The sequence below is a fragment of the Brevundimonas sp. genome (genome assembly GCF_046295595.1).
Classification (GTDB): Bacteria; Pseudomonadota; Alphaproteobacteria; order Caulobacterales; family Caulobacteraceae; genus Brevundimonas.
On the sequence record NZ_JBKBMX010000008.1, the window covers coordinates 72,295 to 92,686 of the forward strand.

The 20,392-nt window shown below is 67.1% G+C and carries 24 protein-coding genes and 1 tRNA gene; 2 read left to right on the forward strand and 23 right to left on the reverse strand.

Features of this window, described 5'->3' with window-relative positions; genetic code table 11:
- Position 1: 1 nt before the first annotated feature.
- From ACK4JY_RS07540 to ACK4JY_RS07630, 19 genes are all read right to left on the reverse strand, one after another.
- Entirely contained in the window at positions 2–1,480 is a 1,479-nt protein-coding gene (locus tag ACK4JY_RS07540) for an NADH-quinone oxidoreductase subunit M (protein ID WP_409604418.1), read from the reverse strand.
- A gap of 11 nt (positions 1,481–1,491) precedes the next feature.
- Positions 1,492–3,579, reverse strand: a complete 2,088-nt coding sequence (gene nuoL / locus ACK4JY_RS07545; RefSeq protein ID WP_409604323.1) for an NADH-quinone oxidoreductase subunit L — start codon at positions 3,577–3,579, stop codon at positions 1,492–1,494.
- 2 nt (positions 3,580–3,581) lie between these two features.
- Positions 3,582–3,890, reverse strand: a complete 309-nt coding sequence (gene nuoK / locus ACK4JY_RS07550) for an NADH-quinone oxidoreductase subunit NuoK (RefSeq protein ID WP_409604325.1) — start codon at positions 3,888–3,890, stop codon at positions 3,582–3,584.
- On the reverse strand, positions 3,890–4,516 hold the full coding sequence (locus tag ACK4JY_RS07555; RefSeq protein ID WP_409604327.1) for an NADH-quinone oxidoreductase subunit J: 627 nt from the start codon (positions 4,514–4,516) through the stop codon (positions 3,890–3,892). The genes nuoK and ACK4JY_RS07555 overlap by 1 nt, the downstream gene beginning before the upstream one ends.
- A 73-nt stretch (positions 4,517–4,589) precedes the next feature.
- Positions 4,590–5,081, reverse strand: coding sequence for an NADH-quinone oxidoreductase subunit NuoI (gene nuoI, locus ACK4JY_RS07560; protein WP_409604329.1), 492 nt, complete (start codon positions 5,079–5,081; stop codon positions 4,590–4,592).
- Complete coding sequence (locus ACK4JY_RS07565; protein WP_409604331.1) at positions 5,081–5,305, reverse strand: hypothetical protein; 225 nt, start codon at positions 5,303–5,305, stop codon at positions 5,081–5,083. Before ACK4JY_RS07565 ends, nuoI begins: the two co-directional genes overlap by 1 nt.
- Positions 5,302–6,366, reverse strand: coding sequence for an NADH-quinone oxidoreductase subunit NuoH (gene nuoH, locus ACK4JY_RS07570; RefSeq protein WP_409604333.1), 1,065 nt, complete (start codon positions 6,364–6,366; stop codon positions 5,302–5,304). Before nuoH ends, ACK4JY_RS07565 begins: the two co-directional genes overlap by 4 nt.
- A gap of 6 nt (positions 6,367–6,372) precedes the next feature.
- A complete protein-coding gene (nuoG, locus tag ACK4JY_RS07575; protein WP_409604334.1) occupies positions 6,373–8,430 on the reverse strand; it encodes an NADH-quinone oxidoreductase subunit NuoG in 2,058 nt (685 codons plus the stop codon).
- Positions 8,430–8,675 carry a hypothetical protein gene (locus ACK4JY_RS07580; RefSeq protein ID WP_409604336.1) on the reverse strand — a complete coding sequence of 82 codons (246 nt, stop codon included), beginning with the start codon at positions 8,673–8,675 and terminating at the stop codon, positions 8,430–8,432. The genes nuoG and ACK4JY_RS07580 overlap by 1 nt, the downstream gene beginning before the upstream one ends.
- Positions 8,675–9,172, reverse strand: coding sequence for a hypothetical protein (locus tag ACK4JY_RS07585; RefSeq protein WP_409604337.1), 498 nt, complete (start codon positions 9,170–9,172; stop codon positions 8,675–8,677). Before ACK4JY_RS07585 ends, ACK4JY_RS07580 begins: the two co-directional genes overlap by 1 nt.
- 2 nt (positions 9,173–9,174) lie before the next feature.
- Positions 9,175–10,488 carry an NADH-quinone oxidoreductase subunit NuoF gene (gene nuoF, locus ACK4JY_RS07590; RefSeq protein ID WP_409604339.1) on the reverse strand — a complete coding sequence of 438 codons (1,314 nt, stop codon included), beginning with the start codon at positions 10,486–10,488 and terminating at the stop codon, positions 9,175–9,177.
- 3 nt (positions 10,489–10,491) lie between these two features.
- Positions 10,492–10,758 carry a hypothetical protein gene (locus tag ACK4JY_RS07595; RefSeq protein ID WP_409604341.1) on the reverse strand — a complete coding sequence of 89 codons (267 nt, stop codon included), beginning with the start codon at positions 10,756–10,758 and terminating at the stop codon, positions 10,492–10,494.
- Entirely contained in the window at positions 10,755–11,417 is a 663-nt protein-coding gene (nuoE, locus tag ACK4JY_RS07600) for an NADH-quinone oxidoreductase subunit NuoE (protein ID WP_409604343.1), read from the reverse strand. The genes ACK4JY_RS07595 and nuoE overlap by 4 nt, the downstream gene beginning before the upstream one ends.
- Positions 11,417–11,605, reverse strand: a complete 189-nt coding sequence (locus tag ACK4JY_RS07605) for a hypothetical protein (protein ID WP_409604344.1) — start codon at positions 11,603–11,605, stop codon at positions 11,417–11,419. Before ACK4JY_RS07605 ends, nuoE begins: the two co-directional genes overlap by 1 nt.
- A complete protein-coding gene (locus ACK4JY_RS07610) occupies positions 11,602–12,000 on the reverse strand; it encodes a hypothetical protein (protein WP_409604346.1) in 399 nt (132 codons plus the stop codon). The genes ACK4JY_RS07605 and ACK4JY_RS07610 overlap by 4 nt, the downstream gene beginning before the upstream one ends.
- The gene (locus ACK4JY_RS07615; protein WP_409604348.1) at positions 12,000–13,280 is read right to left on the reverse strand and encodes an NADH-quinone oxidoreductase subunit D; all 1,281 of its coding nucleotides are present in this window, start codon (positions 13,278–13,280) and stop codon (positions 12,000–12,002) included. The genes ACK4JY_RS07610 and ACK4JY_RS07615 overlap by 1 nt, the downstream gene beginning before the upstream one ends.
- Positions 13,280–13,876 carry an NADH-quinone oxidoreductase subunit C gene (locus ACK4JY_RS07620; RefSeq protein ID WP_409604420.1) on the reverse strand — a complete coding sequence of 199 codons (597 nt, stop codon included), beginning with the start codon at positions 13,874–13,876 and terminating at the stop codon, positions 13,280–13,282. Before ACK4JY_RS07620 ends, ACK4JY_RS07615 begins: the two co-directional genes overlap by 1 nt.
- Positions 13,877–13,899: 23 nt before the next feature.
- Positions 13,900–14,556, reverse strand: a complete 657-nt coding sequence (locus ACK4JY_RS07625) for a NuoB/complex I 20 kDa subunit family protein (RefSeq protein WP_409604350.1) — start codon at positions 14,554–14,556, stop codon at positions 13,900–13,902.
- Positions 14,526–14,903, reverse strand: a complete 378-nt coding sequence (locus ACK4JY_RS07630) for an NADH-quinone oxidoreductase subunit A (protein ID WP_409604352.1) — start codon at positions 14,901–14,903, stop codon at positions 14,526–14,528. The genes ACK4JY_RS07625 and ACK4JY_RS07630 overlap by 31 nt, the downstream gene beginning before the upstream one ends.
- Before the next feature lie 265 nt (positions 14,904–15,168).
- Here ACK4JY_RS07630 and ACK4JY_RS07635 point away from each other — a divergent pair.
- Both ACK4JY_RS07635 and ACK4JY_RS07640 read left to right on the forward strand, forming a co-directional pair.
- Positions 15,169–15,245, forward strand: a tRNA-Asp gene (locus ACK4JY_RS07635).
- Between the two features lie 274 nt (positions 15,246–15,519).
- Complete coding sequence (locus ACK4JY_RS07640; RefSeq protein ID WP_409604354.1) at positions 15,520–15,693, forward strand: hypothetical protein; 174 nt, start codon at positions 15,520–15,522, stop codon at positions 15,691–15,693.
- A 268-nt stretch (positions 15,694–15,961) separates the two neighbouring features.
- On the opposite strand, the gene ACK4JY_RS07645 is transcribed toward ACK4JY_RS07640, so the two are convergent.
- The 4 genes from ACK4JY_RS07645 to ACK4JY_RS07660 form a co-directional block, all read right to left on the reverse strand.
- On the reverse strand, positions 15,962–16,288 hold the full coding sequence (locus tag ACK4JY_RS07645; protein ID WP_409604356.1) for an ogr/Delta-like zinc finger family protein: 327 nt from the start codon (positions 16,286–16,288) through the stop codon (positions 15,962–15,964).
- A gap of 94 nt (positions 16,289–16,382) precedes the next feature.
- Entirely contained in the window at positions 16,383–17,426 is a 1,044-nt protein-coding gene (locus ACK4JY_RS07650; protein ID WP_409604358.1) for a phage late control D family protein, read from the reverse strand.
- Positions 17,423–17,842, reverse strand: a complete 420-nt coding sequence (locus ACK4JY_RS07655) for a phage tail protein (RefSeq protein ID WP_409604360.1) — start codon at positions 17,840–17,842, stop codon at positions 17,423–17,425. The genes ACK4JY_RS07650 and ACK4JY_RS07655 overlap by 4 nt, the downstream gene beginning before the upstream one ends.
- A complete protein-coding gene (locus ACK4JY_RS07660) occupies positions 17,842–20,391 on the reverse strand; it encodes a phage tail tape measure protein (RefSeq protein WP_409604362.1) in 2,550 nt (849 codons plus the stop codon). Before ACK4JY_RS07660 ends, ACK4JY_RS07655 begins: the two co-directional genes overlap by 1 nt.
- Position 20,392: the final 1 nt, after the last annotated feature.

Sequence of the window (20,392 nt, forward strand, 5' to 3'; positions counted from 1 at the left end):
CTCACCCGCCGATCGCAAGTTGATAGGCGGAAGTCAGGGCCTCGACCGAGGCAGCGGTGTAATCCAGCACCAGACCGGGCTGAACGCCCAGCCACAGGGTGCCGATGATCAGCGGCGCGAAGAGCAGCAGTTCGCGTTTGTCGACGTCGGTGATGGCCTTCAGCGCCGGATTGGTGATCTCGCCGAACATGACGTTGCGATACAGCGTGAGGGCGTAGACCGCCGAGAAGATCACGCCCGAGGCCGCGAACAGCGCCGTCCAGGTCGAGACGATGTAAACGCCCGTCAGGGTCAGCACCTCGCCGATGAAGCCCGAGGTGCCTGGCAGGCCGACGTTGGCCATGGTGAACAGCAGGAAGATGGCCGCGAACCACGGCATCCGCGAGGTCAGGCCGCCGTAGAAGGCGATCTCGCGGGTGTGCATCCGGTCATAGACCACGCCGACGCAGAGGAAGAGCGCGCCCGAGATCAGGCCGTGGCTCAGCATCTGGAACACCGCCCCCTGCACGCCCTGGTCGTTGCCGGCGAAGATGCCCATGGTGACGAAGCCCATGTGCGCGACCGACGAATAGGCGATCAGCTTCTTCATGTCGGTCTGCCGGAAGGCGACCAGCGAGGTGTAGACGATGGCGATGGCCGACAGGGCGAAGACCAGCGGCGCGAACATCTGCGACGCCAGCGGGAACATCGGCAGGTTGAACAGGATGAAGCCGTAGCCGCCCAGCTTCAGCAGGATGCCGGCCAGAATGACCGAACCCGCCGTCGGCGCCTGGACGTGGGCGTCGGGCAGCCAGGTGTGCACCGGCCACATCGGCATCTTGACCGCGAACGAGGCGAAGAAGGCCAACCACAACAAGGGCTGGGCATAGGCGGGGAAGTCGAACGCCTTCAGCGCCGGAATGCTGGTCGTGCCGGCCTCGGCCGCCATCCACAGCATGGCCAGCAGCATCAGGACGGATCCCAGCAGGGTGTAGAGGAAGAATTTGTAGGCGGCGTAGATCCGGTTGGCCCCGCCCCAGACGCCGATGATGATGAACATCGGCACCAGGGTGCCTTCGAAGAAGATGTAGAACAGGAACAGGTCCAGCGAGGTGAAGACGCCGATGACCAGCGTCTCCAGCACGAGGAAGGCGATCATATAGTCGACCACCCGGTCCTTGATGGTGGTCCAGCTGGCCAGGATGCAGATCGGCATCAAGAAGGCGGTCAGCAGCACGAACAGGATCGAAATCCCGTCGACGCCCATGTGGTATTCGGCGCCCGCGAACCAGACGTAGCGCTCGACGAACTGATAGGCGGCGCTCGAGGCGTCGAAGCCGGCCACCAGCACGGCCGAAACGGCCAGGGCGAGGAGCGTCGTGCCGAGGGCGATCCAGCGCGCGGCGCCGGCGGCGTCGCCCTTGCCGAGCAGACGGGCGAGCAGGATCAGACCGGCGCCGACCAGCGGCAGGAAGGTGACGACGCTGAGGATGAAGGGGATCTGGGGCAAGATCAGGCTCCCCACGCATAGATGGCGAAGGCGAGGAAACCGGCCACGCCGAGCAGCATCACGAACGCATAGTGGTACACATAGCCGGACTGGAGCTTGCCCAGTCGGGCGGCGGATTTCAGCGAGGCCCAGGCCGCGCCGTTCGGGCCGAGGCCGTCGATGATCTTCACGTCGCCGATCTTCCAGAACAGGTCGCCGACGGCCCTCGCGCCCTTCACGAACACGACGTCATACAGCTCGTCGAAATACCATTTGTTGTAGAGGAAGCCGTGGATGATGCCGCCGCGATCGGCCATGCGGCGCGCCATGCCTTCCTTGAGGACATACAGCCAGAAGGCGGCGAAGGTCCCGATCAGGGTCAGGATCAGCGGCGACCACTTCACCCAGACGGGCACATAGTGGCTGTCGTGCAGCACATGGTTGGCCTCGGCGACGAAGATCGCGCCGCGCCAGAAGTCGTGTTCGTGATCGCCGATGAAGTACGGCGCGAAGATGAAGCCGGCCGCGACCGCGCCAACCGATAGCAGCAGCAGCGGAACCAGCATGATCCACGGGCTCTCGTGCGGCTTCAGCGGTCCGTGATGCGCATGATCGTCATGGGCATGGCCGTCTTCGACCAGCGGCTCGTCATGCGTCTCGAGCTGGGCCGGATGCGCCGCGTGGTCGTCATGCGCGTGATCGGCATGGGCCTCGTCCTTCCACACCGGCTTGTTGTGGAAGGTCATGAACACCAGACGCCATGAGTAGTAGGCGGTCAGGCCGGCGGCGAGAATGCCGACCATGAAGGCGAACAGCCCGATGGCGCTGTGGCCGTTGGTGAACGAGGCGAAGGCGCTCTCGATGATCGAGTCCTTGGAGTAGAAGCCCGACAGACCGCCGACGCCGGGGATGCCCAGGCCGGTGATGGCGATGGTGCCGATGGTCATCACCGCATAGGTGACCGGCAGCAGCTTCCACAGCCCGCCCATCTTCCGCATGTCCTGCTCGTGATGCATGCCGTGGATCACCGAGCCGGCGCCGAGGAACAGCAGGGCCTTGAAGAAGGCGTGGGTGAACAGGTGGAACATGGCCGCCTGATAGGCGCCGACGCCCGCCGCGAAGAACATGTAGCCGAGCTGCGAACAGGTCGAATAGGCGATGACCCGTTTGATGTCGTTCTGCGCCAGGCCGACGGTGGCGGCAAACAGGGCCGTGACCGCGCCGACGAGGGCGATGATCGCCGAGGCGACCGGGGCGTACTCATAGATCGGCGACAGCAGGCAGACCATGTAGACGCCGGCGGTGACCATGGTCGCCGCATGGATCAGGGCCGACACCGGCGTCGGGCCCTCCATGGCGTCGGGCAGCCAGGTGTGGAGGAAGAACTGGGCCGACTTGCCCATGGCGCCGATGAACAGCAGGAAGCCCGCCAGATCCAGCGCCGACCATGTGTAGCCGAGGAAGTCCCAGCCGGTTCCGGCCCTGGCGGCGATCATCGGGAACAGCTCGGCGAACTCGATGGTGCCGAACATCCAGAAGACGGTGCAGATGCCCAGCACGAAGCCGAAGTCGCCGACCCGGTTGACCACGAAGGCCTTGATGGCGGCGGCGCTGGCGGTCGGTTTCTTGAACCAGAAGCCGATCAGCAGATAGGACGCCAGCCCCACCCCTTCCCAGCCGAAGAACAGCTGCATGAAGTCGGCGGCGGTGACCAGCGCCAGCATGGCGAAGGTGAACAGCGACAGATAGGCGAAGAAGCGCGGCTGGTCCGGGTCCTCGGACATATACCCCCACGAATAGAGGTGGACGAGCGAGGACACGCTGGTGACCACGACCAGCATGACGGCCGACATGGCATCGATGCGGATGGCCCAGTTCGACTGGAAGTCGCCGACATTGACGAACGGCGCGATCTGCACCGTGAAGGCCTCGAGGCCGCCCCAGGTCCACTGGGCGAAGACGATCCAGGCGACGAGGCAGGAGAAGAACAGCAGGCCGGTGGTGATCGATCTGGACAGCAGGTCGCCGAGCCGCCGGCCGGACAGGCCGACGATGGCCGCGCCGAGCAGCGGGGCGAAAACGCCGAGAGTGACGAGAAGCGCGAGGTTCACGATCAGCCCTTCATGACCGAGGCGTCATCGACGGCGATGTCGCCGCGATTGCGGAAGAAGGTCACCAGAATGGCCAGGCCGACGGCGGCCTCGGCCGCGGCGACGGTCAGCACGAACATGGCCATGATCTGCCCGGAGACGTCGTTTAGATAGGCCGAGAAGGCGACGAAATTGATGTTCACCGCCAGCAGGATCATCTCGATCGACATCAGGATGATGATGACGTTCTTGCGGTTCACGAAGATGCCGAAGACGCCGATGGTGAACAGGATGGCGCCGACCGCCAGATAGTGCTGCAGTGTGATGTCCATCAGATCAGATCCTCGGCGGAGACGCCCGCGCCGGTGGCCGCGCCCTTGACCTCGACGGCGGTCGTGCGGTCGCGGGCGACCTGGTCGGAGGGATTCTGGCGTTTGATGTTGGGCTTGTGGCGCAGGGTCAGGACGATGGCCCCGATCATGGCGATCAGCAGCACGATCCCCGCCGCCTGGAAGATGTAGACATAGTCGGTGTACAGCACCCGGCCGATGGCCTCGGCGTTGGTCATGTCGGCGGCCGCGACGGCCGGCCCGGTCGCGTCGGCGGCGGCCCCGCCGCTCACCACAACCAGCGAGATCATGATCATCTCGACCAGCAGCACGCCGGCGACCACGGCCGCCAGCGGCAGATAGCGGGCGTACCCCTCGCGCAGGCGCACGAAGTCGACGTCCAGCATCATCACCACGAACAGGAACAGCACCGCGACGGCGCCGACGTAGACCACGACCAGCAGCATCGCCAGGAACTCCGCGCCCAGCAGCACGAACAGACCCGCCGACGAGAAGAAGGTCAGGATCAGCCACAGCACGCTGTGCACGGGGTTCTTCGCGGTGACGACCATCAGGCCGCCGACCACGGCCACCGCCGCCAGCAGATAGAAGGCGATTCCTGTCAACATCTGAGGCCTGCGCCCCTTTCGGTTATGGCCGGCCATCCCTCGCGGAATCGCCCGGCCCGTTCAGCGGTGCGCCTTAGCGGTAAGGCGCGTCGAGTTCCAGATTCTTCGCGATCAACCGCTCCCAGCGGTCGCCGTTCGAAAGCAGTTTTTCCTTGTCGTAAAGCAGCTCTTCGCGGGTCTCGACGGTAAACTCGAGGTTTGGCCCCTCGACGATGGCGTCGACCGGGCAGGCCTCCTGGCACAGGCCGCAATAGATGCATTTGACCATGTCGATGTCGTACCGGGTCGTGCGGCGGCTGCCGTCGGCGCGCGGCTCGGCCTCGATGGTGATGGCCTGGGCCGGGCAGACGGCCTCGCACAGCTTGCAGGCGATGCAGCGTTCCTCGCCGTTCGGATAGCGGCGCAGGGCGTGCTCGCCGCGGAAACGCGGCGACTGTGGATTCCGCTCGAACGGATAGTTCACGGTGGCCTTGGGCCGCGCCATATATTTCAGCGACAGACCGATGGCGCCGATGATGTCCAGCATCATCGCGCCCTTGGTCGCCTGGACGATCCGGGTGAACATCAGTCGTTCTCTCTCTCGACGCCGCGGCAAAGCTCTTCCTTGCGCGGGTCCTCATCTTTCGTGATGCGGCACAGGCGTTCGCGCTCGGCCTGCTGCCGTTCGATGGCCTGCTGGCGGCGTTCCCACTGATAGCCCGAGACCGGCTCCGGCTCGTAGATCGGCACGGCGCAGGCGGCCGTCGTCGCGGCCGCAACCATCACGGTCAGGGTCAGCAGCCGGCTCATGCGCCCACCGCGAACACGCGCCAGGCGGCGACCAGAACCACGGCGACCAGCGAGGTCGGCAGGAAGATCTTCCAGCCCAGCCGCATCAGCTGGTCGTAGCGGTAGCGCGGCACGAAGGCCTTCACCATGGCGATCATCGCGAACCAGAAGATGATCTTGGCGAAGAAGACCAGGAAGTAGAACAGGTTGGCCAGGAACTCGGGCCAGTCGGCGAGGAAGTCGGTCGGGAAGCCCGGGTGCCAGCCGCCGAAGAACAGCAGGCTGATCATGGCGCACATGAAGACGATGTTGGCGTATTCGCCGATCATGAACAGCAGATAGGGCGTCGACGAATACTCGACCTGATAGCCGGCCACCAGCTCGGACTCCGCCTCCGGCAGGTCGAACGGCGGACGGTTGGTCTCGGCCAGGGCCGAGATGAAGAAGATGATCGACATCGGGAACATCACGACGATCAGCGGCCATGTCCCCGCCCCGCCGCCGAAGGCGAACCAGTCCCAGAACCAGCCGCCCTGCTGCTCGACGATGGCGGTCAGATTCATCGTCCCCGACAGCAGGATGACGTTGATGATCACCAGGCCGATCGAGACCTCATAGGACACCATCTGCGCCGCCGATCGCAGCGAGCCGAGGAACGGATACTTCGAGTTCGAAGCCCAGCCGCCCATGATGATGCCGTAGACGCCCAGCGAGCTGATCGCGAGGATGTACAGGATGCCGACGTTCAGGTCGGAGATGACCCAGCCCGGCGCGAACGGAATGGCCGCCCAGGCGATGAAGGCGAGGACGAAGGTCAGCAGCGGGGCCAGCAGGAAGACCACCTTGTCGGCGCCGGACGGGACGACGATTTCCTTCAGCACGAATTTGAAGAAGTCGGCGAACGACTGCAGCAGGCCGAACGGCCCGACGACATTGGGCCCTTTGCGCATCTGCACGCTGGCCCAGATCTTCCGGTCGGCCAGCAGCAGGAAGGCCAGCGAGATCAGGATGCCGACGGTGACCAGCAGGATGCCGCCGGCGGTGATCAGGGTCCAACCCAGGGGCGTGGTCCAGAAATCCATCGGGCCTTACTCCGCCGCCATCGCGACCGGGGCCATCCGCAGGGCGGACAGCTCGGCCATGGTCACGCTGGCGCGCGCGATCGGGTTGTTGAGGTAGGGGTCGCGCACCGCCGAATGGAAGGCGGTGTCGCCGAGGTCGCCCTTCTTGCCGAGGCTCCCCACGTCGAACGACGCCGGCGCCGGCAGATAGTCGATGCGACCGAAGGTCGGATGGTCCGCCATCAGCTTCGAACGCAGGGCGTCGAGGGTGTCATACGGCAGGGTCTGGCCGACCAGGGCCGACAGGGCGCGCAGGATAGCCCAGTCCTCTTTCGCCTGGCCCTTGGGGAAGACAGCGCGTTCGGCCATCTGCACCCGGCCCTCGGTGTTGACGTAGAGGCCCGGCTTCTCGGTATAGGCCGCGCCCGGCAGGATGACCTCGGCGCCGTGCGCGCCGCGATCGCCGTGGCTGCCCAGATAGACCTTGAAGGCGCCGGTGGCCGAGGCGTCGATCTCGTCGGCGCCGAGCAGCAACAGCACGTCCAGCGCGCCCTTCTTGACCATGTCGACCGCCGACAGGCCGCCCGCGCCGGGGACGAAGCCCATGTCGAGGCCGCCGACGCGCGAGGCCGCCGTGTGCAGCACGTTGAAGCCGTTCCAGACGCCGGTCTCGGCAGCGGCGACGACGCCGACCTTCTTCGCCAGGGCGCCGAGCGCGTTCAGCACGGCGGGCCCGTTCTCACCGGACAGGGCGCCCGCGCCGACGATGATCGCCGGCCGCTCGGCCTTGTCGAGGAAGTCGAGGGCCGCCTTCGGCAGTTTGGCCAGGGTCTTCGAGCCGGCGCCGAGCCAGCTGTGTTCGAACGTCAGATTGACCGGCTCGCCGATCACCCCGACCTGCATCTCGCCGGTCAGCCACGCCTTGCGCAGACGCGCGTTCAGCAGCGGCGCCTCGGTCCGCGGATTGGCCCCGACGATCAGGACGGCGTCCGCGTTTTCAATGCCTTGCAGGCCGGAATTGAACAGCCAGCCTTCGCGCGGGCCGTGGCCCAGGGCGCTGCCGTCCTGACGGCAGTCGGTATTGGCCGAGCCGAGGGCGCGGAACAGGTCCAGCGCCGCCTTCATCGATTCCGCGTCCTGCAGATCGCCGGCGACCACGCCGATCCGGTCCGGTTTGGCGGCGGTCAGCTTCGCGGCGACGACGCCCAGCGCCTCTTCCCACGACGCGGCGCGCAGCTTGCCGTTCTCGCGCACATAGGGCCGGTCCAGCCGCTGGCGCTGCAGGCCGTCGACGGCGTAGCGGCTGATGTCCGACAGCCACTCCTCGTTGATGCCCTCATGCACCCGCGGCAGCACGCGCATGACCTCGGCCCCGCGCGCGTCGACGCGGATGTTCGAGCCGAGCGCGTCCATGACGTCGATCGACTCGGTCTTCTTCAGCTCCCACGGGCGGTAGTGGTACTGCCACGGCCGGTGGGTCAGGGCGCCGACCGGGCACAGGTCGTTGACGTTGCCCGACAGCTCGCTGTCGATGTTCTTTTCCAGATAGGTGGTGATCTCGGCGTCCTCGCCGCGCGAGATCATGCCGATGTCCGGCACCCCGGCGACCTCGGTGATGAAGCGGACGCAACGGGTGCACTGGATGCACCGGGTCATGAAGGTCTTGACCGTCGGACCCATGTTCTTTTCTTCGACGGCGCGCTTGTTCTCGGCGTAGCGCGAGCCGTCGCGGCCATAGCCCATGGCCTGGTCCTGCAGGTCGCACTCGCCCGCCTGGTCGCAGATCGGGCAATCCAGCGGGTGGTTGATGAGCAGGAACTCCATCACCCCTTCGCGCGCCTTCCTGACCATCGGCGTGTCGGTGAAGATCTCCTGGCCCTCGGCGGCCGGCAGGGCGCACGACGCCTGCGGCTTCGGCGGTCCGGGCTTCACCTCGACCAGGCACATGCGGCAGTTGCCGGCGATCGACAGCCGCTCGTGGTAGCAGAAGCGCGGGATCTCGACCCCGGCGCGCTCGGCCACCTGAAGCACGGTCATGCCGGCCTCGAACTCGGTTTCTACGCCGTTGACCTTGGCGACGGGCATTATTCGCGGACTCCGCCGTAGGGGTGATCGACCAGATCGAGACGCTTCTCGATCCGCTCCACTCGTTCATCAATTCTGTCGAGCCGGCGGTTCACGCCTGCCATCCCTTCCTCGACATGGGTCATCCGGACCTTCAGGCCGTGAAGGTCCTCGCCGACGCGGTCGACCTTGACCTCGACGGCGTTCAGACGAGCTTCGATCCGGCGAAGGATCTGCAGCACCAGATTGTCCGGTTCGTCAGCCATCAGCGGGCCTCTTGCTCAGTCGCCACGGCATAGGTCTCCGTGGCGGTCGTCCCATCCGGGAGCGTCGTGTTGATGGTGATGGCCTCGCCGTCAAGGACGAAGCGAGTCACCGGGTCGCCGGACTGGTTCATCCAGCGGGCCTGTGCGGGGTCAGCGGCGTCGGACGGCCGCCATGTGATCAGGTCGCCCTCGACCCGGCACTGGGCCCGGCGGCGGCCGCCGTCCACCGGCGCGCGCCACGAGGCGTTGACGACCTGGCCGTCGAGGCCGTCGATGGTGATGTCGCCCAGCGCCTGACCATGAATGCCGGCCAGTCCGGCGCGGCAGACGCGACGCAGGTCGGCGGCGTTCAGCACCGCCGGCGCGGTCGCGGCGGCGTCGCTCTGCACGGGCGCGGCGGACACCACTTCGGCCGGCGTCGGCGCGGCCGTCTCCGTCCGCTCGCCGCAGGCGGCAAGGGCGAAAGGCGCCAGCATGAGGACGGCGGTCAGGCGCATCGTCACTCCGCCGCGATCGCGTGGCCGGCGAAGTTCGCGCGGCGGCTGCGGTAGGAGGAGATGCGCTCCTCGATCTCGTGACGGAAATGCCGGATCAGCCCCTGTACCGGCCAGGCGGCCGCGTCGCCGAGGGCGCAGATGGTGTGGCCCTCGATCTGGGTCGAGACGTCCAGCAGCAGATCGATCTCGGACGGGTCGGCCTCGCCGATGGCCATCCGCTCCAGCACGCGCCACATCCAGCCGGTGCCCTCGCGGCACGGGGTGCACTGGCCGCAGCTCTCGTGCTTGTAGAAATAGCTGATGCGGGCGATGGCGCGGACCAGATCGGTCGACTGGTCCATGACGATCACCGCCGCCGTGCCGAGGCCCGAGCGCAGCTCCTTCAGGCTGTCGAAATCCATCAGCGCGGTTTCGCTCATCTCGCGCGTGATCAGCGGCACCGACGACCCGCCGGGGATGATGGCCTTCAGATTGTCCCAGCCGCCGCGCACGCCGCCGCAATGATCCTCCAGCAGCTGCCGCAGCGGGATCGACATCGCCTCTTCGACATTGCACGGCCGGTTCACGTGGCCGCTGATGGTCATCAGCTTGGTGCCGGTGTTGTTCGGGCGGCCGAAGCCGGCGAACCACTCGGCCCCGCGACGCAGGATGGTGCCGACGACGGCGATCGACTCGACGTTGTTGACCGTGGTCGGGCAGCCGTACAGGCCGGCCCCGGCGGGGAACGGCGGCTTCAGTCGCGGCTGGCCCTTCTTGCCCTCCAGCGACTCCAGCAGGGCCGTCTCCTCGCCGCAGATGTAAGCGCCGGCGCCATGGTGGATGTAGACGTCGAAATCCCAGCCGTGGATGTTGTTCTTGCCGATCAGCTTCGCGTCATAGGCCTGCTTGACCGCGGCCTCCATGCGCTCGCGCTCCAGCACATATTCGCCGCGCAGATAGATGTAGCAGGCGTGCGCCTGCATGGCGAAGCTGGCGATCAGGCAACCCTCGATCAGCAGCTGCGGATCGTGGCGCATGATCTCCCGGTCCTTGGCGGTGCCCGGTTCCGACTCGTCGGCGTTGACCACCAGATAGTGCGGCCGGTCCTTCACCTCTTTCGGCATGAAGGACCACTTCAGGCCGGTGGGGAAGCCGGCGCCGCCGCGGCCGCGCAGGCCGGAGTTCTTGACGTTGGTGATGACCCAGTCACGCCCGAGGTCGAGCATGTCCTTGGTCGCGTTCCACGCGCCGCGCTTCCTCGCGCCCTCGAGGCCCCAATCCTGGAGCCCGTACAGGTTGGTGAAGATGCGGTCCTTGTCTTCGAGGATTCCGACCATGGTTCAGTCCATCTCCCGCATACGGCGGCGGTGGTAACGGGTGCGCAGGAAGATGGCCGCCAGCATCAGGGCCCAGCCGAACGCGAGGCCGGCGTATCCGGCCCACTGGATCGTCGGGCCCGCGGCCCCGGCCGATCCGGCGAGGTAAACGGCGATGGCGCCGGCGATGACCAGGGCGAAGCCGGCCAGCCGCTGGTTGCGGCCGACCAGACGCAGTTCGGCGCGGTAGCGGGCGACCGCCTGGTCGTCAGAGAGGTCCGGACGCGTCATGCCGGGACCGGATCGCTGTTGGGCAGCTTCGAAATCGGCTGGGCGGCCGAGCCGTCGTACAGCTTCGGATCGGTCAGGGTCAGGGCTCCGCCCTCAGGCTCCGAGCTGGCGCGGCCGACGCGGCTGCCCGGCTTCGGCGTCTTGCCGGCGGCGAAGTCGTCGATCACCTGGGCCATGGTCTCCGCCGTCAGGTCTTCGAAATAATAGTCGTTGATCTGGGCCATCGGCGCATTGGCGCAGGCGCCGAGGCATTCGACCTCCTGCCAGGTGAAGCGGCCGTCGGCGCTCAGCACGTCCTTGGGACCGATCTTGTCGCGGCAGGTCTTCATCAGATCGCCGGCCCCGCGCAGCATGCACGGCGTCGTGCCGCAGACCTGGATCAGGGCGCTGGTGCCGACCGGGGCGAGCATGAACATCGTGTAGAAGGTCGCGACCTCCAGCACCCGGATGAACGGCATGCCCAGCAGTTCGCCGATGGCGCGGATGGCGGGCTCGGAGACCCAGCCTTCCTGCTTCTGCACCAGCCACAGGATCGGGATCACCGCCGACTGACGCCGGTCGGCCGGATATTTGGCGATCCACCAGTCGGCCTTGGCCTTCGTCGCCTTCGAGAAGGCGAACGAGGCGGGCTGTTCCTTGGCGAGACGACGAACGCTCATCAGACTTCCATCTCCGAGGCGACGACGCCGCCGCCCAACATCTTCTTGCGCACCGTCAGCACCTTGTGCTGGCCCTGGCGGCGCAGCAGGAAATTGTGGTGCCATGTCTCGCCGCTGCTGTCGGTGACCGAATAGTCGATCACTTCCCAGCCCTGCCGGACCGCGTCGCTCAGGGGCTTGTCGCTCATTGCGGCCTCCCGAACCAGCGGCCGAGCCGCTCGCTCCACACGGCGCTGCCGGCGGCTCTCAGATCGCGCGCCAGCCACGACATCGGCGGCAGGAAACGCATCGCCATCTGCCCGGCGAAGATCGCCCCGCTCATCCACACGACCGAGCGCAGATTGGCTTCGAGGACGCCCCTGCCCTCTTCCAGATAGCCGAGCCGATAGGCCCCGCGCACGAGGGTGATCCCCGCCGCGGCCGGGGCGGCCACCAGGGCCGAGGCCATGGCGAACTTCAGCCCGCCCATCATCGCCCGCCGGCGCGGCGAAAAGGCCAGCTGCACCGCGACGCCGAACGTCAGCAGCACGGCGAACCAGATCGCCTGCGTCGTCGTGAAGATGGGCTGGACCGCGAATCCCATCAGCGATCGACCTCGCCGAAGACGATGTCGAGCGAGCCGAGGATAGCCGACACGTCAGCCAGCATGTGACCGCGGTTCATCCAGTCCATCGCCTGCAGATGGCGGAAACCCGGGGCCGAGACCTTGACCCGGTACGGCTTGTTCGAGCCGTCGGACACGACATAGACGCCAAACTCGCCCTTGGGCGCCTCGACCGAGGCGTAGACCTCGCCTTCCGGCGTGCGGAAGCCCTCGGTGTAAAGTTTGAAGTGGTGGATCAGCGATTCCATCGACCGCTTCATCTCGCCGCGACGCGGCGGGACGATCTTGTTGTCCTCGGTGATGACCGGTTCGCCGGGGCAGTTGCGCAGTTTGTGGATGCACTGCTCCATGATGTGCACCGACTGCTTCATCTCCTCGATGCGGCACAGATAGCGGTCCCAGCAGTCGCCGTTCTTGCCGACGACCACGTCGAACTCGAGGTCGGCATAGCATTCGTAGGGCTGCGACTTGCGCAGGTCCCAGGCGACGTCCGAGCCACGCAGCATGACGCCCGTGAAGCCCCACTCCAGCGCCTGCTGTTTCGACACCACGCCGATGTCGACGTTGCGCTGCTTGAAGATGCGGTTCTCGGTGACGAGGGACTCGATGTCCTTCAGCGCCGCCGGGAATTCGGCGCACCAGCGGCCGATGTCGTCGATCAGGTCCATCGGCAGGTCCTGGTGGACGCCGCCGGGGCGGAAATAGTTGGCGTGCAGACGCGACCCGGAGGCGCGCTCATAGAACACCATCAGCTTTTCGCGTTCCTCGAAACCCCACAGCGGCGGCGTCAGGGCGCCGACGTCCATGGCCTGGGTGGTCACGTTCAGCAGGTGCGAGAGGATGCGGCCGATCTCGGAATAGAGCACCCGGATCAACTGGCCGCGATACGGCACGTCCATGCCCAGCAGCTTCTCGATGGCCAGGCAGAAGGCATGCTCCTGGTTCATCGGCGCCACGTAGTCGAGCCGGTCGAAATACGGGATGTTCTGCAGGTAGGTGCGCGCCTCCATCAGCTTCTCGGTGCCGCGGTGCAGCAGGCCGATATGCGGATCGACGCGGGTGACCAGTTCGCCGTCCAGTTCCAGCACCAGACGCAGCACGCCGTGCGCCGCCGGATGCTGCGGGCCGAAATTGATCGTGAACTTGCGGTCGTCGAGCGCGCGGGCGTGTTCGTTGCGCCCATCGTGAGGCGTGTCGTGCGGCTCGTCGAACACGTCGGTGGCGCCGATCGGCGGGGGCAGGGTCGAGGAATCAGCCATCAGCCCGTCACCTTCTCGTCGCCAGGCAGCACCGGGAGCGGATAGTCCGCGCCTTCCCAAGGCGACTGGAAGTCGAACTGCCGGAATTCCTGGGTCAGCTTGACGGGCTCATAGACGACCCGCTTCTGCTCGTCGTCGTAACGGACCTCGACATAGCCGGTCATCGGGAAGTCCTTGCGCAGCGGATGCCCCTGGAAGCCGTAGTCGGTCAGCAGCCGGCGCAGGTCCGGATGGTCCGAGAACAGCATGCCGTACATGTCGAAGGCCTCGCGCTCGAACCAGTCGGCGCAGGGGAAGACCGACACGGCGCTGGGCACCGGCTGGACCTCGTCGGTCGTCACCTTGACCCGGACCCGGGCGTTCCGCGTCAGGGACAGCAGGTGGTAGACGACCTCGAACCGCTCCTCGCGGTCCGGGAAGTCGACGCCGCAGATGTCGAGCAGCTGCTGGAAACCGAAGCGGTCGCGCAGCACGGTCAACACCTCGAGAATGCGTCCGCGCTCGGCGACCAGCGTCAGTTCGCCGAACGCCACCTGGGCCTGCACGCCCAGCGCGCCGACCATCTCGGCGCCCAGCGGCGTCAGGGCGGATTCCATGTTCGCGATGCGGGCGACAGCGTTCATCGGTCGATGGTCCCCGTGCGCCGGATCTTCTTCTGCAGTTGCAGCAGCCCGTACAGCAGCGCCTCCGCCGTCGGCGGGCACCCCGGCACATAAGCATCGACCGGTACAACGCGGTCGCAACCGCGCACTACACTGTAACTATAGTGATAATACCCGCCGCCGTTGGCGCAGGAACCCATTGAAAGCACGTAACGCGGGTCCGGCATCTGGTCGTAAACTTTACGAAGTGCAGGCGCCATCTTGTTGGTCAGGGTGCCGGCGACGATCATCAGGTCCGACTGGCGTGGGCTGGCGCGCGGGGCCATGCCGAACCGCTCCATGTCGTAGCGCGGCATCGACGCCTGCATCATCTCGACGGCGCAACAGGCCAGGCCAAAGGTCATCCACATCAGCGAGCCGGTCCGGGCCCAGTTGATGACGTCGTCCAGCGAGGCCGTGACAAAGCCGCGCTCGCCCAACTCGGCGTTGACGGCCTCGAAGAATTTGTCATGGATCGCGGGATCATAGCCCTCGACCATGGTCCGGCCGGCCGACCCGAAGGCCAGCGGCGAGGACGGACCCGGCCCGACCGGCGACGCGCCCTGGTTGCCCGCGCCGATCAGCGGGACAGTATTGGTCGTGGTCACTCCCATTCGAGCGCGCCCTTCTTCCATTCGTAGATGAAGCCGGCGGTCAGCACGCCGAGGAAGACCATCATCGACCAGAAGGCGAACACCATCCCCTCGCGCGACAGGTCGAACATCGACACCGCCCACGGGAACAGGAAGGCCACTTCAAGATCGAAGATGATGAACAGGATCGAGACCAGGTAGAACCGCACGTCGAACTTCATCCGCGCGTCGTCGAAAGCGTTGAAGCCGCACTCATAGGCGGAAAGCTTCTCGGAGTCCGGGTTCTTGGGGGCCAGCACCCAGGCGGCCAGCATGAAGCCGAGGCCGAGCACCGTCGCGATCCCGAGAAAGATCACGATCGGCAGGTATTGGAGAAGGAATGCGTTCATCCGGAAGGGACCTCGTCCGCCGCAAGGGAGGGGCGGATTCGGCGCTTTCTAGCCCCGGAACCGCATTGGTTCAAACCCATGCGGCGAAAGGTTTTTCTTGAGAATGGTTCGCAGCAATTCAGGCGCCCGACCAGACCCTGACGAGCGCTCCGGAACCCATGGAAAAACTGTTCGGGGCGCGCGCATCCTCGCTTGACAGTGCGCGGCGCCCCCGCCTAAACGACGCCCCTCGCCGCGACGCACCACAGCGCCGCGGCCGGGATACGCGGGTGTAGCTCAGTTGGTTAGAGTGCCGGCCTGTCACGCCGGAGGTCGCGGGTTCGAGCCCCGTCACTCGCGCCACTTTTTCCTTTGCAAAATCAGGGAGAAGTGGCGCGACCCCCTCGCCTAGCGAGGTCGCGTTCCAACTCCAAAAATCGGGCCGTTCCAACTTTTGTCGCCCGGACGTTCTCTCCGGAGGCCGCCCGATGAGTGTCGTGTCGGCCCGAATCCGGGGCGCGCTGCGCTCCCTACGCCGGTCGATCCTGCGGGCCACCTGCAAGCACGAGGAGATGGCCGACAGTCGCATGTTCAGCCGCAAGGCGACTTGCCTCCGCTGCGGCTATCGGGTGCCGTGGTGACGGCGCAGATCTGGCTCCAGATCGAGGATGCGGGCCGGCTCTTCGTCGAGGGGCGGATGGCAGACGACGAGATCGGCGCTGCTGCAGCGCGCCGCGGAGCGGTGGACGTCGTCGACGGCTACTTCCAACGCCTGGCGGCCATCACCACGCCGGCCGCGCCCAGGCGCTGATGCCCTGCAATGTCGTCCCCCTGCCCGGCGGCGGCCGGGCGATTGTCTGCACCTCGAGGAGCCGCCAGCACTGCGCCTGCGGCGCTGTCTCGACCCAGCTTTGCGACTGGAAGGTACCGTCGAAGCGCAGCGGAACCTGCGACAAGCCCCTCTGCCGGCGGTGCACCCACGTGCCCGCGCCGGACAAGGATCTCTGCCCGGCACACGCGGCCGAATGGAAGGCGCGCCTGGCGGCGCGGCCTGTGGCTAGCTAGCCGATAGCTGCGGCCTAGAGGGCCAGCTGCTCCGGAGCGGCGGCGTTCGCCTCGGCCGCGGTGTCGTCGTTGGCGGGGACCGGGAGCCCGGACGGCTTGCGGCGCGGCGCGGCGAGCGGGAGAGTGATCCTCGGGTTCGGCCGGGCGGACTGCGCGATAGTCCGCTCGATCACCACGCTGGCGACTCCACGCCAACCGCAGGCCTCGTCCCCCTGATCCTGGCAGTCGAGGTAGTGTTCCTGAAAGGTGGGAGAGACTGTTCGGACTGTGCGGACCTTGGTCGGACCGTTGCAATGAGGGCAGGAGCCGCGCCCCAAGTAACGCTTGGTAGGCAACATCATTTTTTCCCCGACTTGCCCCTGTTTTGTTCCATACCAGAAAGGTTCCCTGTCCGCGCGAATATTTTCAGCGATGCGTCAAAACCGGACGTAGTCATCAGCTTGCGCGCGCCGGCGGGACGGCGATCTCCATCTCGATGCCAGTGCGAAGGCCGCCGGAACTGTCGAGGCGGTGCACAACCTGACTGATCAGCCAGCTGGTGCCGTCGATCTCGGGCTTGAAGCCGGCGACGGCCAGCCGACGCTCGGGATAGAGGTCGGGTCGGCCGCGTGAGAGGTCGATCGAAAACTCCGCGCCCTTGCGGTCCTGGCGTGCCCGCTGGGTCTCAGCCGCGCGCCGGGCGCTGCGTTCGCTGGCGTAGGTGCGGCCGAGGCGCTGCGCGTTGTCTGCGGCTCCTGCGGTGACCGTCCGGCGCTGGCCAGTCGAGCGGTCCTGCCATTCGGCGGTGACGCCGGAGTAGCTCTCGCGCTCGGCAGCCTTCCACCGGTGGCGATCTCCGTCGAGCCGGGTGATCGAGGCCGGCGGGATTTGACCGCCGCCAGCAGTCTCCCCTGCCCCGACAGCGGCGAACAGCAACCGGCCGGCCTTCACGGTCGCCACAGCGTCGTGCAGGCGGCCCAGGCGCGTCAGGAGGGCGCTGTCGCTCTCGCGAGACTGGTTGAGGTGGTCGACCACGATAGCCGCCTTGTCGGCCGCCACGCGCGCCTGCAGGCCATTGCGAGCGGCGATGTCGCCGAGGACAGCGCCGAGCGTCGTATCGGTCCATGTCTGTGTCCGCCGGGATCGGAAGGTACGCGTGAGGTCGGCCGATCGGGCCCGGATGGTCAGCTGATCGGGCGTCCCCGAGTGCGATCGCTCGTCGACCTTGAAGCTGCCCTTGTCGATCAGCTGCGGCGACGCGCCTTCGATCAGGTCGAGCCATCCCAGCTTGAGAGTGATCACCGCCCCTGCAGGAGGAATCCCAAGCTTGCCGTCGTGATCGTCCAGAACGATCTCGAGCTCGTCCGCGTCGGCGCCGCGGCGCTCCGTCAGAGTGAGCGACAGCAGGCGGGGGTTCACGGTCGGGCTGATGCTCTGCCCGTCGACGACCAGGTCGTAAGCCGCCTGCCTGTGGATGTAGCGCGCCGCCGGATTCGTCACGCGCGCACCGGCTCGCCGGCCGCCCCGGTTTCGCCGGCGTCGTCGTCGACGCGACGCAGCTCGATCGAGAAGTCGATCAGCCGCGGCGCGCCCGTCGTCCCAAGGTTCCGCGCGGTCTCGTCGAGGCCCTCGATGACGAATGCCCCGTAAATGTAGCCGTCGCCATCGAGCAGCGGATAGGCCGCGCCGGCGTCGGCCAAGGCGGCCAACTCGTCGAGAGCCTCCCGCCGGCCAACCTGGCCCGGTGCGACCGCGCCGGCCAGGCTGATGTTATCGTCGCCGGGACCGGCGAACTGGCTGGCCGGGCGCGCGCCGACGCGATCGCCCGACGGATGGCGCCAGGTGCGGCGGCGGCGCAGCTGGTCGAACAGGGCGTTGTCCATCGAGAACACGAACATGCCGAGGGCGAGCAGCATCAATTCGCGCCCCAGCTGTCGGATCCGTCGCCGAGGCGAGCGAGATCCGGAGACTGCAGCACACGCGCAATCTCGCGCGCCAGATCCTGATCGCTCTGCCCAGGCCGCTGGATGATCTGAATCGTGACGTTGCCGATCGAAACCCCTGCTCGAGACGCACCCGCGCCGGCCGAGGCCGCAGCAGGCGGCGCCTGGAGCCGGGGATCGGCCTCGAACTGCACGTTGGGCGCGCCGGCGTTGAGGCCGACGACGCCCGCCGCCGCCAAGGCGCCGGCGGCGCCGCGCATCTGGCGCAGCGGGTTCCGGGCCGAGCGGCCGATGCCGACGCCAAGGCCCTGCATGGTGTAGTCGCCCAGCTGGGCGAAGACCCGGGAGGGCGATCTGATGCCGAGCCGCTGCTTGAAACCGGCGATGACGGAGCCGCCGGCGCGCATGACCGCCCGTACAAGGGCCGGGATGCCGCCCAGGACGCCGTTCACGAGGCCCGACAACAGGTGGCGGCCCAGCTGCATGAAGCGGCCGCCCAGCGCCTGCAGGGCCGGCCAAGCGCGCATGATTGCGCCGACGAGGATCCCGACCGGGCTGAAGTTCATGAACATCCGGCCGAGGAAACCGAGCGCGCTCGAGGCGGCGGTCCGGATCCCCTGCCAAAGCTGGCCGAACCAGGCGCTGATCGGTCCCCAGTTGCGGTAGATCAGTAGAGCCGCGGCCGCGAGGGCCACCACGGCCAGCACCACCCAGGTGACAGGGTTCGCGAGAAGCGCGGCGGTGAAAGCCCACACTGCACCGGAGGCGGTGGCGATTCCGCCGGCCATGGCGCCCAAGTACGGCAGCGCTCCGGCAATCGCGAAGCGCATAAGGGCCCACGGGCCGAGGACAGCCGAGACGACCAAGGCCAGCGCACCGCCGGCGACTGCCACCGCGGCGATACTGGCACCGACAACAGCGACGCCTTTGGCGACGCCTGGATTGACGGAAGCCCAGCTGTTGTAAGCCCCCAGCACGCCAGTCACAGCACCCGTCACCGCAGTGACCGCAGGCATCAGGTCCCGGCCTAGACGGATAGAGGCGGCGCCGGCCTCGTTGTGCAGGCTCTTCACCGCTTGGGCGTTGTCCTCCATGCGGCGCGCGAAGTCCCGATCGACCTCGCCATCAGCGCCCAGGGCTTCGTCGCGGATGCGGCGGAACTCCTCCATGTGGGCCATCAGCGGCAGCAAGGCCTTCTGAACCTGAGAGTCCTCGAACAGCTGGCCCAGCTTGGACTTGTCCCCTCCCGTCGCCCGCTGGGTCATTTCGATGATCGTCTCGAGCGCCGACTTGCCCTCCTTCGCGCCGGCGGCGAGGCCGTCGCGGAGGTTGATGCCGAGCTTGGCGAACTTCCTTTCGGTCTCGGGCGAGGCGATCTTCTGCAGGAGGTTTCCGAGGTTCGTCGCCGCTTCCTCGCCAGAGCCGGCGCCGCGGCGCGCGACCTGCGCAGCGGCCGCGATCTCGGCGACCGCCTTGAGGCCCTTCATGCCATAGCGCTCGACGCCGGCCGTCAGCGAAGGGAACGAGGCCGCCATGTCCTTGAACTCGAACTGGCCGCGCTTCCCGGCGACCGCCATGATGTCCAGGGCGCGTCCGGTCTGCCCCGCCTCCAGATGCAGGTTTCGAAGCGAGCCGGCCGTGGCGGCGATGTCCCGATCGTCGATTTCGTACGCGGTTGCGGCGCGGCCCAGGTCGCCGCCCATCGCCAGCGCCGCCTTGGACTCGAAGCCGGCGGCCGTGAGCTCGTCGAACATGTTGAGGGCCTCGTCCCGGGTCCGGTTCGCCGCCCGACCGGTGGCGAGGATCGAGCGCTCGAAAGCATTGGTCGCCTCGGCCGACATGTTGGACCGCTGAGCGATGGTCGTCATGCGACTCTCAAGATCCATCGCGGCCTTGACGCCCGCCACCAGCGGGGCCGCCACCGCCGCGCCCGCGGCCATGCCGCTGAACCCGGCGCCCTGCATAGATCCGGCCATTTGCTGGGTTCGGTCGTAACGGCCGCGCGCCGAGCGCATCCTCGCCTGCCGATCGGCGACCTGCTCCATACGGCGCGACTGTTCCGCGAGTTCGACGTTGGCCTTCTGCAGATCGCGCGCGAGACCCCGCTCATGCGCGCCCAGCGCCTCGGTCGACACGCCGGCGGCTTCCAGTTTGCCCTTGAGCTCGGTCAGGCGCGCCACCTGCTTGCCTTGCTGGGTCTCGAGCTCGCGCAGCCTGGTCTTGGCGACATCAAAGCCGCGCGCCATCGCTCGCGTCGGATTGGTCGTCGCGTCCATCGCGGCGCCGAGTCGGCCCACCTCCGACCGTGCCGCGGCGATCTTCTCCCTCGTGCCCGACAGCCCGCCCTGCAGGGCGCGGAAGGCGGTGACGTCCTTTGAAGCGCGCTGCAGTTCCTGGACGCGCTGGCGGGCGCCGGCGAGCGCCTTGCCGGTCTTGTCGGCATCCGAGCGCATACCGCCCAGGAAGCCCTTCACGTTGCCGGCGGCGCGGAAGATCAGGTCGAGGCGAAGCTTCTTGTCCACG

What these genes read in the sequence shown, in the direction of transcription:
- nuoK (WP_409604325.1), bottom strand. Translation starts at nt 3,890, where the DNA reads ATGGACATCACACTGCAGCACTATCTGGCGGTCGGCGCCATCCTGTTC.
- ACK4JY_RS07555 (WP_409604327.1), bottom strand. Translation starts at nt 4,516, where the DNA reads ATGTTGACAGGAATCGCCTTCTATCTGCTGGCGGCGGTGGCCGTGGTC.
- nuoI (WP_409604329.1), bottom strand. Translation starts at nt 5,081, where the DNA reads ATGTTCACCCGGATCGTCCAGGCGACCAAGGGCGCGATGATGCTGGAC.
- ACK4JY_RS07565 (WP_409604331.1), bottom strand. Translation starts at nt 5,305, where the DNA reads ATGAGCCGGCTGCTGACCCTGACCGTGATGGTTGCGGCCGCGACGACG.
- nuoH (WP_409604333.1), bottom strand. Translation starts at nt 6,366, where the DNA reads ATGGATTTCTGGACCACGCCCCTGGGTTGGACCCTGATCACCGCCGGC.
- nuoG (WP_409604334.1), bottom strand. Translation starts at nt 8,430, where the DNA reads ATGCCCGTCGCCAAGGTCAACGGCGTAGAAACCGAGTTCGAGGCCGGC.
- ACK4JY_RS07580 (WP_409604336.1), bottom strand. Translation starts at nt 8,675, where the DNA reads ATGGCTGACGAACCGGACAATCTGGTGCTGCAGATCCTTCGCCGGATC.
- ACK4JY_RS07585 (WP_409604337.1), bottom strand. Translation starts at nt 9,172, where the DNA reads ATGCGCCTGACCGCCGTCCTCATGCTGGCGCCTTTCGCCCTTGCCGCC.
- nuoF (WP_409604339.1), bottom strand. Translation starts at nt 10,488, where the DNA reads ATGGTCGGAATCCTCGAAGACAAGGACCGCATCTTCACCAACCTGTAC.
- ACK4JY_RS07595 (WP_409604341.1), bottom strand. Translation starts at nt 10,758, where the DNA reads ATGACGCGTCCGGACCTCTCTGACGACCAGGCGGTCGCCCGCTACCGC.
- nuoE (WP_409604343.1), bottom strand. Translation starts at nt 11,417, where the DNA reads ATGAGCGTTCGTCGTCTCGCCAAGGAACAGCCCGCCTCGTTCGCCTTC.
- ACK4JY_RS07605 (WP_409604344.1), bottom strand. Translation starts at nt 11,605, where the DNA reads ATGAGCGACAAGCCCCTGAGCGACGCGGTCCGGCAGGGCTGGGAAGTG.
- ACK4JY_RS07610 (WP_409604346.1), bottom strand. Translation starts at nt 12,000, where the DNA reads ATGGGATTCGCGGTCCAGCCCATCTTCACGACGACGCAGGCGATCTGG.
- ACK4JY_RS07615 (WP_409604348.1), bottom strand. Translation starts at nt 13,280, where the DNA reads ATGGCTGATTCCTCGACCCTGCCCCCGCCGATCGGCGCCACCGACGTG.
- ACK4JY_RS07620 (WP_409604420.1), bottom strand. Translation starts at nt 13,876, where the DNA reads ATGGAATCCGCCCTGACGCCGCTGGGCGCCGAGATGGTCGGCGCGCTG.
- ACK4JY_RS07625 (WP_409604350.1), bottom strand. Translation starts at nt 14,556, where the DNA reads ATGGAAGAAGGGCGCGCTCGAATGGGAGTGACCACGACCAATACTGTC.
- ACK4JY_RS07630 (WP_409604352.1), bottom strand. Translation starts at nt 14,903, where the DNA reads ATGAACGCATTCCTTCTCCAATACCTGCCGATCGTGATCTTTCTCGGG.
- ACK4JY_RS07645 (WP_409604356.1), bottom strand. Translation starts at nt 16,288, where the DNA reads ATGATGTTGCCTACCAAGCGTTACTTGGGGCGCGGCTCCTGCCCTCAT.
- ACK4JY_RS07655 (WP_409604360.1), bottom strand. Translation starts at nt 17,842, where the DNA reads ATGCTGCTCGCCCTCGGCATGTTCGTGTTCTCGATGGACAACGCCCTG.